This is a genomic window from Ahrensia marina (genome assembly GCF_001293565.1).
GTDB lineage: Bacteria > Pseudomonadota > Alphaproteobacteria > Rhizobiales > Rhizobiaceae > Ahrensia > Ahrensia marina.
Genome location: NZ_JXMU01000020.1, coordinates 1 through 14,487, shown reverse-complemented (window position 1 = coordinate 14,487; position 14,487 = coordinate 1). Strand labels below are relative to the sequence as shown.

At 53.0% G+C, this 14,487-nt stretch carries 15 protein-coding genes; 7 read left to right on the top strand and 8 right to left on the bottom strand.

What is annotated here, in order from left to right:
- The first annotated feature begins 61 nt into the window (after positions 1-61).
- The gene (locus SU32_RS13305) at positions 62-511 is read left to right on the top strand and encodes an NUDIX domain-containing protein (RefSeq protein WP_053999929.1); all 450 of its coding nucleotides are present in this window, start codon (positions 62-64) and stop codon (positions 509-511) included.
- Here the strand turns inward: SU32_RS13305 and SU32_RS13300 are convergent, their stop codons facing one another.
- A complete protein-coding gene (locus SU32_RS13300; RefSeq protein WP_053999869.1) occupies positions 512-1,489 on the bottom strand; it encodes a glutathione S-transferase family protein in 978 nt (325 codons plus the stop codon). It lies immediately after the preceding gene.
- A gap of 258 nt (positions 1,490-1,747) precedes the next feature.
- Between SU32_RS13300 and SU32_RS13295 the strand changes: the two genes are divergently transcribed.
- Positions 1,748-2,305, top strand: coding sequence for a GNAT family N-acetyltransferase (locus tag SU32_RS13295; RefSeq protein ID WP_053999868.1), 558 nt, complete (start codon positions 1,748-1,750; stop codon positions 2,303-2,305).
- Here SU32_RS13295 and SU32_RS13290 read toward each other — a convergent pair whose 3' ends face one another.
- Genes SU32_RS13290 through SU32_RS13275 form a run of 4 tightly spaced genes read right to left on the bottom strand, consistent with a single transcriptional unit; the run spans position 2,306 to position 9,146 of the window.
- Positions 2,306-4,393 carry a hypothetical protein gene (locus tag SU32_RS13290; RefSeq protein ID WP_053999867.1) on the bottom strand — a complete coding sequence of 696 codons (2,088 nt, stop codon included), beginning with the start codon at positions 4,391-4,393 and terminating at the stop codon, positions 2,306-2,308.
- A complete protein-coding gene (locus tag SU32_RS13285) occupies positions 4,394-7,198 on the bottom strand; it encodes a DUF4159 domain-containing protein (protein WP_053999866.1) in 2,805 nt (934 codons plus the stop codon).
- On the bottom strand, positions 7,198-8,124 hold the full coding sequence (locus tag SU32_RS13280) for a DUF58 domain-containing protein (protein WP_053999865.1): 927 nt from the start codon (positions 8,122-8,124) through the stop codon (positions 7,198-7,200). Before SU32_RS13280 ends, SU32_RS13285 begins: the two co-directional genes overlap by 1 nt.
- Before the next feature lie 14 nt (positions 8,125-8,138).
- Positions 8,139-9,146, bottom strand: coding sequence for an AAA family ATPase (locus tag SU32_RS13275; protein ID WP_053999864.1), 1,008 nt, complete (start codon positions 9,144-9,146; stop codon positions 8,139-8,141).
- Between the two features lie 181 nt (positions 9,147-9,327).
- Here SU32_RS13275 and SU32_RS13270 point away from each other — a divergent pair, with 181 nt between their 5' ends.
- From SU32_RS13270 to SU32_RS13260, 3 genes are read left to right on the top strand one after another with little or no spacing between them, the layout of a single operon-like run.
- Entirely contained in the window at positions 9,328-9,912 is a 585-nt protein-coding gene (locus SU32_RS13270; protein WP_245625544.1) for a DUF1285 domain-containing protein, read from the top strand.
- Entirely contained in the window at positions 9,909-10,529 is a 621-nt protein-coding gene (locus SU32_RS13265) for a CoA pyrophosphatase (RefSeq protein ID WP_053999862.1), read from the top strand. Before SU32_RS13270 ends, SU32_RS13265 begins: the two co-directional genes overlap by 4 nt.
- The gene (locus SU32_RS13260) at positions 10,507-11,727 is read left to right on the top strand and encodes a CCA tRNA nucleotidyltransferase (protein ID WP_082376745.1); all 1,221 of its coding nucleotides are present in this window, start codon (positions 10,507-10,509) and stop codon (positions 11,725-11,727) included. The genes SU32_RS13265 and SU32_RS13260 overlap by 23 nt, the downstream gene beginning before the upstream one ends.
- Here SU32_RS13260 and SU32_RS13255 read toward each other — a convergent pair.
- Positions 11,724-12,191 (bottom strand): MOSC domain-containing protein, encoded by a 468-nt coding sequence (locus SU32_RS13255; RefSeq protein WP_053999861.1) that lies wholly within the window; start codon positions 12,189-12,191, stop codon positions 11,724-11,726. The two genes, SU32_RS13260 and SU32_RS13255, sit on opposite strands and share 4 nt — an antisense overlap.
- Before the next feature lie 30 nt (positions 12,192-12,221).
- Positions 12,222-13,136: an oxygen-dependent coproporphyrinogen oxidase gene (gene hemF, locus SU32_RS13250; protein WP_053999927.1), complete on the bottom strand. Its 915-nt coding sequence runs from the start codon at positions 13,134-13,136 to the stop codon at positions 12,222-12,224.
- A gap of 182 nt (positions 13,137-13,318) precedes the next feature.
- Here hemF and SU32_RS17545 point away from each other — a divergent pair, with 182 nt between their 5' ends.
- Together SU32_RS17545 and SU32_RS13240 are read left to right on the top strand one after the other, a co-directional pair.
- Positions 13,319-13,564 carry a hypothetical protein gene (locus SU32_RS17545; RefSeq protein ID WP_425394280.1) on the top strand — a complete coding sequence of 82 codons (246 nt, stop codon included), beginning with the start codon at positions 13,319-13,321 and terminating at the stop codon, positions 13,562-13,564.
- A 15-nt stretch (positions 13,565-13,579) separates the two neighbouring features.
- A complete protein-coding gene (locus SU32_RS13240) occupies positions 13,580-14,017 on the top strand; it encodes a GNAT family N-acetyltransferase (RefSeq protein ID WP_053999859.1) in 438 nt (145 codons plus the stop codon).
- Here the strand turns inward: SU32_RS13240 and soxR are convergent.
- Positions 14,010-14,487, bottom strand: a 478-nt coding sequence (gene soxR, locus SU32_RS13235) for a redox-sensitive transcriptional activator SoxR (protein WP_425394279.1), incomplete at its 5' end; no start/stop codon positions are given. The two genes, SU32_RS13240 and soxR, sit on opposite strands and share 8 nt — an antisense overlap.

Sequence of the window (14,487 nt, the reverse complement as noted above, 5' to 3'; positions counted from 1 at the left end):
CCGTAAACGCTTTGCGCAAAATTTAATTTTGTTTCCATGCGCATTTATGCATAAAGGCGTCATGTCCATTAAAACGCAATTGTATCATATTTGGTTTTTGTTATCGCGGCCAATGACGCTCGGTGTACGCGCCGTTGTGATTGACGATCAAAACCGTGTGTTACTGGTGCGTCATACCTATGTGAATGGATGGCACTTTCCGGGCGGCGGTGTTGACAGTGGTGAAACCTGCCAGGATGCGGTGCTGCGCGAGCTTGAAGAAGAAACCGGTTTATCGGCACGTGAAGCGGGAAGATTGTTTGGCCTTTATCTAAACCGCAAAGTGACGAAGCGTGACCATGTGGCGGTTTATATTTTTTCCAATTTTTCCGGCAATTTGAAGAAACAAGCCGGCGAAATCGCCGAGCTTGGATGGTTTGCGCCCAATGATCTGCCAGCGGAAACGACCCAAGGCGTGCGTGACCGTCTGGCAGAAATTACAAAAGGCGCGGCAATTTCCAAATATTGGTAGTTAGAGCCTGTCTCGGTCGTGTGCTTCTGAAAAATCAACGTCAGGGCCAACCGGAATGATGCGCGTCGGATTGACCGTTTCATGGCTGGCGTAATAATGCGCTTTGATGTGATGCATGTTCACGGTCTCGGCAACATTTTTATGCTGGTAAAGCTCTTTGGTGTAGTTCCAGATATTCGGGTAATCGACAATCCGGCGGATGTTACATTTGAAATGGCCGAAATAAACCGGATCAAAACGCACCAGCGTGGTGAACAGGCGCCAGTCAGCTTCCGTAATCTTGTCGTCCATCAAATAACGGTTTGTGCTGAGCCGTTCTTCCAGCATGTCCAGAGTTTCAAACAGCGGATATACTGCCTCTTCATAGGCATCCTGCGTTGTGGCAAAACCGGAGCGATAGACGCCATTATTGAGTGTGTTGTAAACGCGCTCATTGATCTCATCGATGCCGCTGCGCAATTCTTCCGGATAATAATCGCTGTCATCGCCGGTAATCTCATTAAAGGCCGTATTGAACATGCGAATGATTTCCGATGATTCATTGGAAACAATCGTATTGTTTTTATTGTCCCACAAAACCGGCACAGTAACGCGTGTTGTCACATCCGGTTGTGCTTTCAAATAAATTTCGCGCAGAAATTCAGACCCGAAAAGATCGTCGCCTTTTGCTGCGTCATCGGTCTTGAACGTCCAGCCATCAGAACCCATGAAATGATGCACCACCGATACTGAAATAAGGTCTTCGAGCTTTTTAAGCTTTCTGAAAATTAAAGTGCGGTGCGCCCAAGGGCAGGCGAGAGATACATAAAGATGGTAGCGGTCTGCTTCTGCTTTAAAGCCGCCTTCGCCGGATGGACCGGCCGAACCATCTGCCGTTACCCAGTTGCGAAAGCTGGCTGCTTTGCGCTCAAAACGTCCGCCGCTGGATTTTGTATCATACCATTTATCGTGCCATTCGCCGTCGATTAACAAGCCCATCGTGGCCTCCTTATTGTTTGCTTTATTGTATATCTAGAGCGAACAGTCGCATCAATCATGGGGAAATATGTGAACAGTGCGTAACTTCTAAAAAGCGGCTTGGTAAAAAAGTATCTTTACGATCGGGTGAACTGGTGCTACCGGAAGATCATGATTTTAAAAGCTGAACATACATCGTCGCTCCGACGACGATAGGAAAAAATCTCTGTGCCTGTTTGAGGGCATTTTTCCTGTGCGCTTTTAATTTTTGGATTTCCCATGAAACAACAATCCTCTGCCTCGTTGGCAAACCACGCCTCAGCTCCGTCATTCGAAATTTCGATTGAAACGGAAGACCACGGTCAGGCTATCGAACATTTGCATCAAACTGTGTTTGGACCGGGCCGATTTACACGCGCCGCATTTCGTGTGCGTGAGCAGGGCGGGCATGATGCGGCATTGTCATTTGTGGCAACGCGACCGGATGGTGAAATGATCGCCAGTGTGCGTCTGACGTGGATTACAACATCGGTCAGCCGCTCCAAGGGATTGCTGCTTGGTCCGCTTTGCGTGATGCCAAATTTGCAAAAACAGGGCATTGGCAAGGCGCTTGTTGCCAAATGTATAGAGGCGGCAAAGCAGGCCAATGCCGCCTATGTGATGCTTGTGGGTGATCAGCCTTATTACGGCCCGCTCGGATTTGATGTTGTGGCCAAACGCAATGTTCTCATGCCCGGTCCGGTGGACCTTAACCGGTTGCTGGTTTGCCCGCTTGGCGGCTTTGACCCGTCGCAGATGGCCGGTCTTGTATCACACAGCGACATTTTGCCGGACTGATTATTTGCCCTCGCGGTACCACATCGCGCTGAAGGCAAGCAGGAGCAGTGCGAGGCCGAGGAAGCCTGCAAATACGCCTTGGCGGTTGATGCCGCGCAGTTCTGTTTCCTGCGTCATTTTAAAACCGATCCAGTCGCGGCCGGCGGTTTCAACATTGCTGCGGATCGGCAAAATATTGGGTACGCTGATATCGCCATTATCATTTAGCAAACGGCGTGTATCGCCGCGTGCTTCATTCAAATAAGGCTCCAAAATGCCCGTTGTTGAAATCATATCGCGAAATTCGGGCGCATCAATCGGACCGATGTGAGACAGCGTTGATTGCGTGGCATCGGATATTTCGAACAGTCCGATCTGGCCGGTTTCATAGCTGCCTTCAAACAACCCTTCATCAGTCTTTTGTAATTCCAGAATTATTTCCTGCCCATCAGGCGCGATGATGGTTACCGGATCTGCGGCATCGGCCATTGTCTGGCGGGTGACTTTCAGCGTCTGGCCATCCGGCTCTGCCCTTAAAGCCTCGGCCTCAAGGTCCGGCTCTTTCATTAACCAGTGCGCCAGCCGGCGATATAAGTTGACATGGGGGCCGCCGCCTTCAAAGCCGCGCGCCCATAGCCAACCGTGATCGGAAAGCATCAGCCCGACTCGGCCTTCCTCATATTCATCCAAAACCAGAAGCGGTTTTTGGTTGGCGGCCTGCATGATGGTTGTGCCTTCAACATCCTGCACGTCAACGGTGCGGAACCAGCGTCCCCAATTGGGCGGTTCGCTTGCGCCGCCCGGCAGATCGCGTGTGACCGGATGCCGTTTGCCGTCATCGCTAATGCGCGGATAATAACCGGCCATTTGCACCTGACCTGTCGGCACAGCAGGCAGTGCGCTGAACAAAGGCGTGCGTGCGACAGATGAATCGCCTGCATATTCACCGCCGGCGGCAATCAGCAACGCGCCGCCATTGCGCACATATTCTGCAATATAGTCATAATAGAGCACCGGCAGCACATTGCGGTTTTGATAGCGGTCAAACACGATCAGATCAAAATCCTCAATGCGCTCGACGAACAGTTCGCGGGTCGGAAACGCGATCAGCGATAATTCATTGATCGGTGTGCCGTCCTGTTTTTCCGGCGGTCGCAAAATTGTAAAATGAACAAGATCAACCGATGCGTCCGATTTCAGCAAATTACGCCATGTGCGTTCACCCGAATGGGGTTCTCCCGACACCAGCAATACGCGCAGGTTTTCGCGAATACCTTCAATGCGTACCACGGCGCGATTGTTGTTGCCGGTTAGCTCACCATCAATTTCATCTGTTGCAAACTCGATGATATTCTTGCCGGAGCGGTCGAGTTCGATCTCGGCTTCAAAAGTCTCGTTGGCGAGCGCCTGTTCCACAGCCAGTAATTCGCCATTGCGATAAATCGAAACTTCGACGCTTTCGTTTCCGGCAGGGACATCGCCTTGATGTTCGACGCGGTAGCTGACCTGAACCGGATCGCCCACGATTGCAAAACGCGGTGCCTCCACCAATTGCATTTTGCGGTCATATTCGTCCGGTCTGCCGGTAATCAATGCGTGAACCGGTGCATCAAACCCCAGGGCTTCATTGATGTTCGGGACATCGTGGACCTGACCGTCGGTCACAAATACAGCGCCGCCAATGCGTGAGGGCGGCACGTCGCGAAAGACAGAGCGCAGCGCTTCAAAAAGCCTTGTCTGTGTTTGCGCATCCGCATTTTCAGCGCGGGCTGTTTCAATGACCCTGACATCAAACTGGTCGTAGCGCTCGAAATTGGCGGTGAGGCGTTCGACCGTTTGTTCGGTGGTGTCGGTGCGTCCATCCAGCCGCTGGCTTTGGCTTTGATCGACAATGATCGCAACGCTGGTTGGCAATGCTGTGCGGTCTTCCTGACTTATGACCGGATTGGCAAGCGCGACAGCAAGGGCCAGAAATGCCAATGCGCGTAACACGCCGCCGCGTGTACGCAACACTAAAATGATGCCGGACAATAAGACGGCAAACGCCAGCGCGAACCAGATGACGGGCCAAGGCAGAAAGGGATCAAAAGCAATGGAATAATTGGTCATTTATTGCCCCAATCTTTCAAGCAGAGCAGGGATGTGAACCTGATCGGCTTTGTAGTTTCCGGTCAGCATATACATCATGATGTTCACGCCGGTGCGGAACGCATAAATACGCTGGAGCGGGTTGCCTGATGCAATGGGCAGCAATGGCTTTCCTGCTTCATCGAGTGCCCATGCGCCCGCCAGATCATTGCCGGTAATCAGCACCGGTGACACACCGTCACCGCGCCGGACTGGCCGGTCTATACCTTCTTCATCTGTGCTGGCCTGAACCCAAAGCGGTGATCCGTCATAAATGCCGGGGAAAGTGTCCAGAATATAAAATGATTTCGTCAGGACGTGATCAGCCGGGACCGGCTCCAAAGGCGGCACGTTGAGGTTGCGCATGATGTCGCGCAAGCGTTGGTTTTCCGGGCTTTGCCCAGCATTAAACGAACCGCCGATCTGATCGCGGGTATCAAATAGAATTGTGCCGCCACTTTGCATGTAGGCATCAAGGCGGGCGATCGCCGTGTCGCTCGGCATGTCTGCATTGGCATCAATCGGGAAATAGATAAGCGGATAGATGGCCAGCGCGTCGGTTTCGATATCAAGCCCGACCGGATCACTCGGCTCAAATGCTGTGCGCGATTCCAGATAGCGGCTAATGCCGGAAATGCCTGCTTTTGTGATTTTGTCCGTGTCTTGACGGCCTGTCAGAACATAGCCAATGCGTGTTGCATCGAGATTTTCGATCAGTAATTCATCGCCGGGCTTGGCATCCTGCGCAACAGCGGGGTCTGGAATGAGGCCGCTAACAGTGATGGCGATAAGCACAGCTGCGCTTGCACTGGCCGTTTTGTACGAGCGTTTGAAACGTCCATTAATCCAAAGCATGGCCAATGTGTCGATGATAAGCAATAGGAATGCCAGTGCGAATAGCCAGCCGCTTAAATCGGTCTGCTCAGCAACGGCATAGGGCAGTGTTTCTACTGTGGCTTCTGTTTGGGGCATGACAAACGGTGTTAAGGCTGCGCCGGAACTTAAAATGTTAAGTGCGGAAAAAGCGTCTTGCGTGCCGTAAAGTCCGGCAGGGTTTTCATAGTTCGTTACCGCCGAGTTGCCTGTATCGCGCGGTTTAACAAAGGCGGGCGGGCTGATCAGTTCGCCGTCGCTACGCACGATACGTAAAGGTGCTAGGGTTTCGCTTGCTGTTGATTGCGCGGCGATTTCGCTGGCACCGGTATTGGCGGAAATATCGGCAATCCTACGCAACATATCGACGAACGAGCCGCTGATGGGTAAATTTGACCATGTAGCTTCGGCCGTTACATGGAACAGGACAATGGTTCCTTGTCCGCGCCGTTCGCCGGTGACAAGCGGTGTGCCATCCTGAAGGCTTGCCCATGTTTTTTCCGCAAGCTGCGCATCGGGATTGGCGAGCAATTGCCGGTTAACCGTCACGTCACGCGGCGCATCCAGCTCGGCAAAGGGACCGGTTGCAGAGAAAGGCGCAACGACTTGTGGCTCTGTCCATGTCAACGCGCCGCCAAGATCACGCTCGCCGCTGCGCAGCGAGACCGGCAAAAACGGATCAACCTCAGCCGAGGCGGCGAGACGGGGACCGGCAAAGCGCACCAATGTGCCGCCAGCCTCAATCCAGTTTTCAACTTGGTCTTCGACGACATTCGGCAAAACGCCGATATCGGCCATAACGATGACGGCCGGGCCTTGTTCTAAAATTTCAGGGACATCGACACTTAAATCATTGGTGCGCGGGCGCACAATATCCGCATAGGGCTGGATGGCACGTTCGATGTAATAAAGCGGCGACAGGAGCGGCTGGGCTTCATCACCGGCAAGACCGCTGAACAGCGCAAAACGGCGTCTGCGGTTGTTTTCGTCAAGCAAATAGGTCGCCGCCGCATTTGCCTGATTTTCAACGCGCAATGTCGCCATGTCATTGCGCAATTCAAACGGCACTTCAAAAGCGGCAACGGCTTCATTGGCACCATCTTCGAAATAGGCTGTTGCGGTGCCGAGCAGTCGGCCTTTTTCATCAATGGCATTGACATTGATCTCGTCAGCAAGCTGCGAATTTTGCGAACGGATGACCGTTGCTTCAAGCGCATCCGTGCGGTTCTGTGCGTCGCTGACTGCGGCAAGCTGTGTAATTTCGCCATTAAACAGCAGCGTTTTGGCGACTGCATTGCTGTTGAAATCAAGTGCGCTGTCCTGTTCGCCCTGAGCAAGTCCATCGCTCAGGATTGCAAGTGTTGCATTTTCGCTGCCTGATGCGGCTTCGGAAAGACGGTTCAATGCCTGCGCACGGTTTGGTTCGGCGGCAACCGGCTCAAGCGTTGCAAATGATGCAGCGGCTGTTGCCGCATCAACCAGCGTAATGGTTGCATTGGGCGGTGATACGCTTGGACTGATCGCAACGGGCACACCGCGTTCACCGGCTGATTGAATAAGCGCGGCGCCTGTGCGTTGGCGTGCAGACCAATCGCTGGCTGATGCCCATGAGTTGTCGACCATAATTAAAAGAGGGCCGTCCTCAAGCGCGATTTCAGTTTGCGGATTGAGCAAAGGACGTGCCAGCGCAAAAATCACCAGAGCCGCCAGCAGCAGGCGCAGTAAGGTCAGCCACCAAGGACTTTTCGACGGTGTTTCCTCGCGTTTGACCAGTTTTTGCAAAATGCGCAATGGCGGGAAAACTTCGCTTTCAGGTTTTGGCGGGGTCAAGCGCAACAGCCACCAGATAACGGGTAATGCAATGAGACCGAAGAGAACGGCAGGTACAGCAAAAGCGAGAGGCAAGCCGAACATCAGGATGCTCCTGCCATTTTGCCGGTTGCCGCCGGATTTCCTGTCATAAATCCATGAAGGCGCACGAGTGTTTCCGAAGCCAGATGATCCGTGCGGCTGATCGTATAGCTGCCACCATGGGCACGGCATCGCGCTTTTAATGCGTGTCTGCGCGCCTGATAAAGATTGCGATAATCATCGCGCCAGTCTTCGGCGCGGCCAGCGGTCAATTTTGTGCCGGTTTCAGGGTCGATGAATTCTGTGCGTCCGCCATAGGGAAAGTCTTCTTCTGCCGGATCAACGATCTCGATGAGATGCATACGCGCACCCTGACTTGCCAGATCGTCGATCATCGCCAGTGTTTCATCTGTATCGCCCAAAAAATCGCTGACCAAAACAACATCGCTGAAACGTTGAACCTGCAAAAAAGACGGTGTGTCGGGCATCGCGGTCGTCTGGGTTGCAAAGGCGGTCGCAAGACGCTCCGCACCTTTGCGGTTGGCCGACGGTTTCAACAGACCCGGATAGCCGACACGTTCACCGGCGCGGGCAAAGAGCTCGGCCAAGGCGAAAGTGACAACAAGCGCGCGGGATTCTTTTGATACAGGGGCAGCGGAAGATTTAAATAGCATGGAGGTTGACTGATCGACCCAGAGCCAGATCGTGTGGGCTGCTTCCCACTCCTGATCGCGCACATAGGTCTGGTCATCGCGGGCCGATCTGCGCCAGTCGATGCGCGCCATCGTCTCGCCTTGCGTGTAGGGGCGGTACTGCCAGAAGGTTTCGCCAATACCGCGTTTTTTCCGGCCATGCCAACCGGCCATGACCGTATTCACAATACGCAAGGCGTCAACAAGCAATTCCGGCACCAGCGCCGCGCGCTGACGTGCGCGGATGAGCGCATCTTTGTTGCCTGTTGGCTTTGTGGATTGGCCGATAGATGCCATCAGTTTGGCCGCTCCTAATCCAGCTTTGCCACAAGGTCTTTAATGATACCCTGAACGCTCATACCTTCAGCGCGTGCGGCAAAAGTCAGTGCCATGCGGTGTTGAAGCACCGGCTCGGCAAGGGCGCGCACATCATCAAGGGAAGGTGCAAAGCGGCCGTCATAGAGCGCACGGGCGCGGGCGCACAGCATCAGGGACTGGCTGGCACGTGGGCCCGGACCCCATGAAATATGCTTGTCTGTTGTTTCATTGCCGTGGCCGGGTCGCGAGGAACGCACCAGTTTCAAAATCGCATCAACCACACTTTCAGGAACAGGCATACGGCGCACCAAAAGTTGGATAGCCTGCAGTTTTTCGGTGCTGAGCACGGGGCTTGCCTCCTGTGCAATGGTGCCCGTTGTCTGCAATAGAATCTGCCGCTCTGCTTCAAGCTCCGGATAATCAATGTCGATCTGCATGAGGAACCGGTCGAGCTGGGCTTCAGGCAACGGGTAGGTGCCTTCCTGTTCCAGCGGGTTCTGTGTTGCAAGAACATGGAATGGCGCTGGCAGATCATACCGTGTACCGGCAACGGTTACATGATATTCCTGCATCGCCTGCAATAGTGCTGACTGGGTGCGCGGACTAGCGCGGTTGATTTCATCAGCCATGAGAAGCTGGGTAAAAATTGGTCCTTTGATAAAGCGGAAGCTGCGCTTGCCGTTTTCGCTGTCTTCGAGCACTTCAGAGCCCAAAATATCGGCAGGCATTAAGTCCGGCGTAAACTGTACGCGGCCTGCGCTAAGGCCAAGAACGGTGCCCAAAGTTTCTACCAGTTTGGTTTTGGCTAGACCCGGAACACCGACGAGTAAGGCATGACCGCCCGATAAAATAGCGGTAATGGCGCTTTCGACGACCTGTTCCTGTCCGAAAATGACCTTGGCGATTTCCTCTTTTGTCTTGGCAATATCGCTCAACGCGGCTTCAGCCTCGGCGACGATTTTTGCTTCATCGACCGTTTCACCGGTTGTGTGTACGCTCATTTGCCTTATCTCCTTAAGTGGGCCACGTCTAAACAACGTAAATCAGTTCACAAAGCTGACAAGGCGTTTCCGACTGACTATTTCGTGAACGCAGATAATGTTCAATGACGCTACACGATTCTGCGATCTTTAAGGAGTATGCATGACAGAAAAAGGCAATGCCAAGGCAGAAACGAAACAGATGAGCTTAAATAGCCTGCAGGATATGCTGGCGCGTGCGCCCGGCGCTGGCAAAGGTCTGCCGCCCGTTGATAAGTGGGATCCGCCGTTTTGCGGCGATCTGGATATGGAAATTCGTGCCGATGGCTCCTGGTATTACATGGGAACACCGATCGGGCGACCCGAACTTGTGCGGTTGTTTGCTTCGGTTTTGCGTAAAGATGACGACGGGAAGACATATCTGGTCACACCTGTGGAAAAAATCGGTATTCGTGTTGTTGATGCGCCGTTTCTGGCCGTCGAAATGAACGTGTCAGGCGAGGGCGATACGCAAAAACTGACGTTTCGCACTCTGACCGACGATATTGTCGAAGCGGGCAAAGACAATCCGATGCGGTTTGAAATTGCAGACGAGAACTATGGGCTGAAACCCTACATTCATATGCGTGGCCGGCTGGAAGCGCTTGTTGCGCGCCCTGTCATGTATGAACTGGTCGAAATCGGTGAACATATCGACGTTGACGGTGTATCCATGTTCTGCGTCCGCTCCAATGGAGAGATCTTTGCGATCATGCCGTCTGACGAACTGGAGCGTGCCAGTCAGTGACGGATTTTTCGATTGAAAATTTCCGCGCCCGTGCCGCACGGCAGGATCGCGATTGGCATTTGAGCGAGACCGGAGATTTCCATTTCAACCCTGATCTGGAAACGCTCATCCGGGAAAACGCTGTGCGTGAAGCTGCGGTGCTGATCGGTGTGTTCGATGCGCAGGGCGGGCCGCGTCTGTTGCTGACCGAGCGCACAACAACGCTTCGTTCGCATTCGGGCCAAATTGCATTGCCCGGAGGCCGCGCTGATGAAGGCGACCGGAGCTTTGAAGAAACCGCCATGCGCGAATGTGAGGAAGAAACCGGTATAGGCGTTGATAATCTGGAAATTGTCGGACGCTTGCCCGCTTATCTTTCAGGTTCCGGTTATCGGATTCATCCAATTATGGCGGTGATTTCCGGTGACTATCAGCTCAAACCCAACCCCGATGAGGTTGCCGCGATATTTCATGTGCCACTTTCGTTTTTGATGGATGAACAGAATCATGTGAAAGCGGACCGCGACTGGCAGGGCAGGCGGCGTTATTTTTATGAAATGCCCTATGAAAACCGCTATATTTGGGGCGTGACGGCCGGTATTCTGCGCGTCATGTATGAAAGGCTTTATATTGACTAATTCAGGCAAAATTACCGCCGCTTGGCTGAAGGACAAGGCGCTTGTTCAACTGTTTGATGCGCTGGAAAAAGACGGCGGCGAGCCGCGCGTTGTTGGCGGTGCTGTTCGCAATGCCTTGATGGGATATGGCGATAGCGATATCGATATTGCCACGACCACGCCGCCAGAAGAGACATTGGCGCTGCTTGAAGCTGCCGATATAAAAGCCATTCCAACGGGCATTGAACACGGCACAGTGACTGCTGTCATTGACGGCAAAACCTATGAAATTACGAGCTTACGCAAGGATGTTAAAACCGATGGCCGCCATGCGGTTGTTGCTTTTGGCACCAGTTTTGAAGACGATGCCAAGCGGCGTGATTTTACAATCAACGCGATTTATGCCGACCGCAATGGCCATATTTACGATTATGTTGGCGGGCTTGGCGATATTGAAACAGAAACATTGCAGTTTATCGGCGATGCCGCCACGCGCATTGAAGAAGATTATTTGCGCATTTTGCGCTTCTTCCGTTTCTTTGCCTATTACGGCAAACACAGGCCGGATGCACAGGGCCTTAAAGCCTGCGCCCGTTTGAAAGACGGCTTGGACGGACTTTCGGCAGAACGTATCTGGAGCGAGATGCGCAAGCTCTTTGCCGCGCCCGACCCATCACGTGCTCTGCTCTGGATGCGGCAGGTCGGTGTTTTGACCAAGCTGCTACCGGAAAGCGAGAAATGGGGTATTGATGCAATCCCGCCATTAATGGAGGCGGAGCGCAAGCATGAAATAGCGCCCGATGCGATGGTACGTCTGATGAGCATCATCCCGCCGCGGGTCGACACGGTCAATGATATTGCTTCGCGATGGAAGCTTTCCAATGCCGAGCGGGACAGATTGCGGGCTTGGGCAAGCCTGCCTCAGCAATTGCCAAAAGATGACCGCTCCCTGCGCGGCCTTGCTTATCGTCATTCCAAAATGGCGGTTTTGGACGCCTTGCATGCTCAAACCGGATTGCGCCGCGATGACGAATTGGCAAATGCGGCTAAAACGCTTGATGCGTGGGATGTTCCGGAACTGCCTGTCAAAGGGGCTGATCTGATAGAGCGCGGATTTGAAAAAGGGCCGCTTCTTGGCGCGAAACTCAAAGAGCTTGAGAATGAGTGGATCGATAGCGATTTCAGTTTGAAGCGGGATGATTTGCTCGCGAAAATTTAGTCGGCAATAAATTCCACTTTGTCGCCAAGGCTTACAGCGCCTTCTTCAATAACAGTGGCGATGATGCCGCCATGACCGCGCACGGCGTTGTAACCACCGGCGCCAAATTCCTCTTCCATGCGGCTGCAGGGCGCACACAATCCCTTGCCTTGCAGTATCGCGGTGCCAAGCCTGAATGTGCGGTCTTTAAGGCCAAGCAAATTGATGCCGGAGACAACAATATTACGGCGAAGAAGGGCAGGGTCGATTTCCTCGCGCCCGACCAGCGCGGCAATGACAGGCAAATGTTCTGCCTGAATGAGCGTGACGGCGCGTTTGCCGGGTTTTGTCCGGTGATCGCCAACCAAGCCGAAATTTTTGATTTCGGCCTTTTGCAGGATTTCCATCGGTTGGCGGCGAATAGGCCGCACGCCGATCCATTCAATCGTGCCTGCACGCGGAAATTGCGCAAGTAGTTCGGCCATCGAATATTTTCCGGCAATACTCATAACGCTTTACGGCCACTTAACCGCAGGCGGCATGGAGGATAAAATACTGTTTACATTGCCGCCGGTTTTAAGCCCGAAAATAGTGCCGCGGTCGTAAAGCAGGTTAAACTCGACATAGCGTCCACGGCGAACAAGCTGTTCCTCGCGGTCCTCTTCGCTCCATGGCGTGTTGAAATTTTTGCGAACCAAATGCGGATAAACCACCGCAAAGGTGCGGCCAATGTCCTTTATCATCGCAAAATCGGCATCCCAGCCGCCATCTTCATCGCTTGAGTGACGCCAGTCGCAGAAGATGCCGCCTATGCCGCGTGGTTCATCGCGGTGCGGCAGATAAAAATATTCGTCACACCAGTTTTTAAAGAACGGATAGTCCGCGACTTTGTGTTTGTTGCAGGCCAGCTCGAAAGATTTGTGAAAGGCGATGGAATCAGGGTCTTCCTGTGTGCGCCGGCGGTCAAGGACCGGCGTTAAGTCAGCGCCGCCGCCAAACCACCATGAAGATGTGACGACCATACGTGTGTTCATGTGAACGGCTGGTACATTGGGATTTTGCGGATGTGCAATCAGCGAGATGCCGGAAGCCCAGAATTTCGGATCTTCTTCCGCGCCGGGAATTTGCTTGCGGAATTCGGGTGAAAATTCGCCATAGACGGATGAAGTGTGAACGCCGACCTTTTCAAATACGCGGCCGTTCATCATCGACATGACACCGCCGCCGCCTTTGCCTTCATCGCGAAGCCACGGCTCTTTTTTAAAACGGCCCGGCGCATATTCTGAAAACGGGCCGGTCAGTTCATCTTCAAGCTTCTCATAATCGGCGCATATTTTATCGCGCAGCGTTTGAAACCAGCTTTCCGCAATTGCTTTTTTTTGCTCAATGTCGTCCGGCAAGCCCGCCGGTAATGTTGGCCGTTCAACCATATAACCCATCCCCTGATATTCTTCTTATTTGCTAACCCTAGCGGCCTGATTTGCCAAGTCTCGTAGCTGGTGCGCGTCCGCGGCCAATTGCAGCTATATAAGAATTATCTGGTCAAACAGCATATTAGTCGATAGCATTTTCCTGCAAGAATCGCGTTTTGAGTTGTGACTAGGGGGATATGATGGCACCGCCCAAGATACCCAGGGAACGATTTTCGGCTAATCTGGCCAAAAGTCGCGCGCGAACGGAGAAGTCTACCTTCGTGCGTCAGACCTATCGTCAGCCTCGCGCTGATGCCCGCAAAACAGCCAAAAAGTGGTTCGCAGAATACCCCAAGGCAGCCTATTGGACACAAGTCGAAAGTTGGCGTCTGCTGGAGGGGGATGTTGTCGAGTTCACCATGCGGCGGTTGCCTACCGCTGATTAAAAACAGAGATTAATAATGAAAATTACCTGCCGTCGCGTCGAAAGCGATGCTGATATGGCTGCGTCGATGACTATTCGCGAGAGCGTATTCATTGGCGAGCAGAATGTTCCTGAGCATTTGGAACGGGACGGGCTTGATGGTGAGTGTCTGCACTATCTGGCGACGATAAACGGCAAGCCTGTTGCCACGGCACGTGTGATGCTGACGGGTAGCAAGTTCAAGTTTCAGCGTGTCGCAGTTATGAAATCTGCACGCGGCACAGGTATCGGTGCGCAGCTAATGCGCTTCATGATGGATGATCTGGCCAAGCGCGACGATGCGGGCGATAAAGTATTCTTTTTATCGAGCCAGGTCAGCGCGATAGGCTTTTATGCACTGCTCGGATTTGAAGTGTGTTCGGATGAATATATGGATGCCGGAATTGCCCACCGCGACATGAAGCGTTCTATTTAGCGGCCCTTCTATCATCGATAACCCAGCGCGGCCCGACCCCTGAATTGGCGGCCCAATCGTCCTTGTTATAAAGTTTGCACTTCTCCAGAGACAGGCAGCCGCAGCCGATACAGCCGTCAAGCCTGTCGCGCAGACGTTCGATCATCGCAATGCGCTGGTTTAAGACGTCACGAAAACTGCGGCTGATTTTCTCCCAGTCCTTTTTATTGGGTGCGCGGTCATCGGGCAGTTTTTCAAGTTCGCTTCTGATTTCGCTCAGCGTAAAACCCAAGCGCTGCGCGACGGAGATAAATGACACTTTGCGGATTTCAGAACGCATGAAACGCCGGTTTCCGCCTGCGCTGCGGACTGCCTGTATCAAACCCTCATCCTCATAAAAGCGCACGGCTGATACTTTTAAATCTGTACGCCGTGCCACTTCTCCGATGGATAATGTCACGAATTTTCTTTTTTTGACGCTCACGAAAAAA

Excerpts from the sequence above, each read along its gene's own strand:
- SU32_RS13305 (WP_053999929.1), top strand. The coding sequence starts at position 62 with ATGTCCATTAAAACGCAATTGTATCATATTTGGTTTTTGTTATCGCGG.
- SU32_RS13300 (WP_053999869.1), bottom strand. The coding sequence starts at position 1,489 with ATGGGCTTGTTAATCGACGGCGAATGGCACGATAAATGGTATGATACA.
- SU32_RS13295 (WP_053999868.1), top strand. The coding sequence starts at position 1,748 with ATGAAACAACAATCCTCTGCCTCGTTGGCAAACCACGCCTCAGCTCCG.
- SU32_RS13290 (WP_053999867.1), bottom strand. The coding sequence starts at position 4,393 with ATGACCAATTATTCCATTGCTTTTGATCCCTTTCTGCCTTGGCCCGTC.
- SU32_RS13285 (WP_053999866.1), bottom strand. The coding sequence starts at position 7,198 with ATGTTCGGCTTGCCTCTCGCTTTTGCTGTACCTGCCGTTCTCTTCGGT.
- SU32_RS13280 (WP_053999865.1), bottom strand. The coding sequence starts at position 8,124 with ATGGCATCTATCGGCCAATCCACAAAGCCAACAGGCAACAAAGATGCG.
- SU32_RS13275 (WP_053999864.1), bottom strand. The coding sequence starts at position 9,146 with ATGAGCGTACACACAACCGGTGAAACGGTCGATGAAGCAAAAATCGTC.
- SU32_RS13270 (WP_245625544.1), top strand. The coding sequence starts at position 9,328 with ATGAGCTTAAATAGCCTGCAGGATATGCTGGCGCGTGCGCCCGGCGCT.
- SU32_RS13260 (WP_082376745.1), top strand. The coding sequence starts at position 10,507 with ATGAAAGGCTTTATATTGACTAATTCAGGCAAAATTACCGCCGCTTGG.
- SU32_RS13255 (WP_053999861.1), bottom strand. The coding sequence starts at position 12,191 with ATGGCCGAACTACTTGCGCAATTTCCGCGTGCAGGCACGATTGAATGG.
- hemF (WP_053999927.1), bottom strand. The coding sequence starts at position 13,136 with ATGGTTGAACGGCCAACATTACCGGCGGGCTTGCCGGACGACATTGAG.
- SU32_RS17545 (WP_425394280.1), top strand. The coding sequence starts at position 13,319 with ATGGCACCGCCCAAGATACCCAGGGAACGATTTTCGGCTAATCTGGCC.
- SU32_RS13240 (WP_053999859.1), top strand. The coding sequence starts at position 13,580 with ATGAAAATTACCTGCCGTCGCGTCGAAAGCGATGCTGATATGGCTGCG.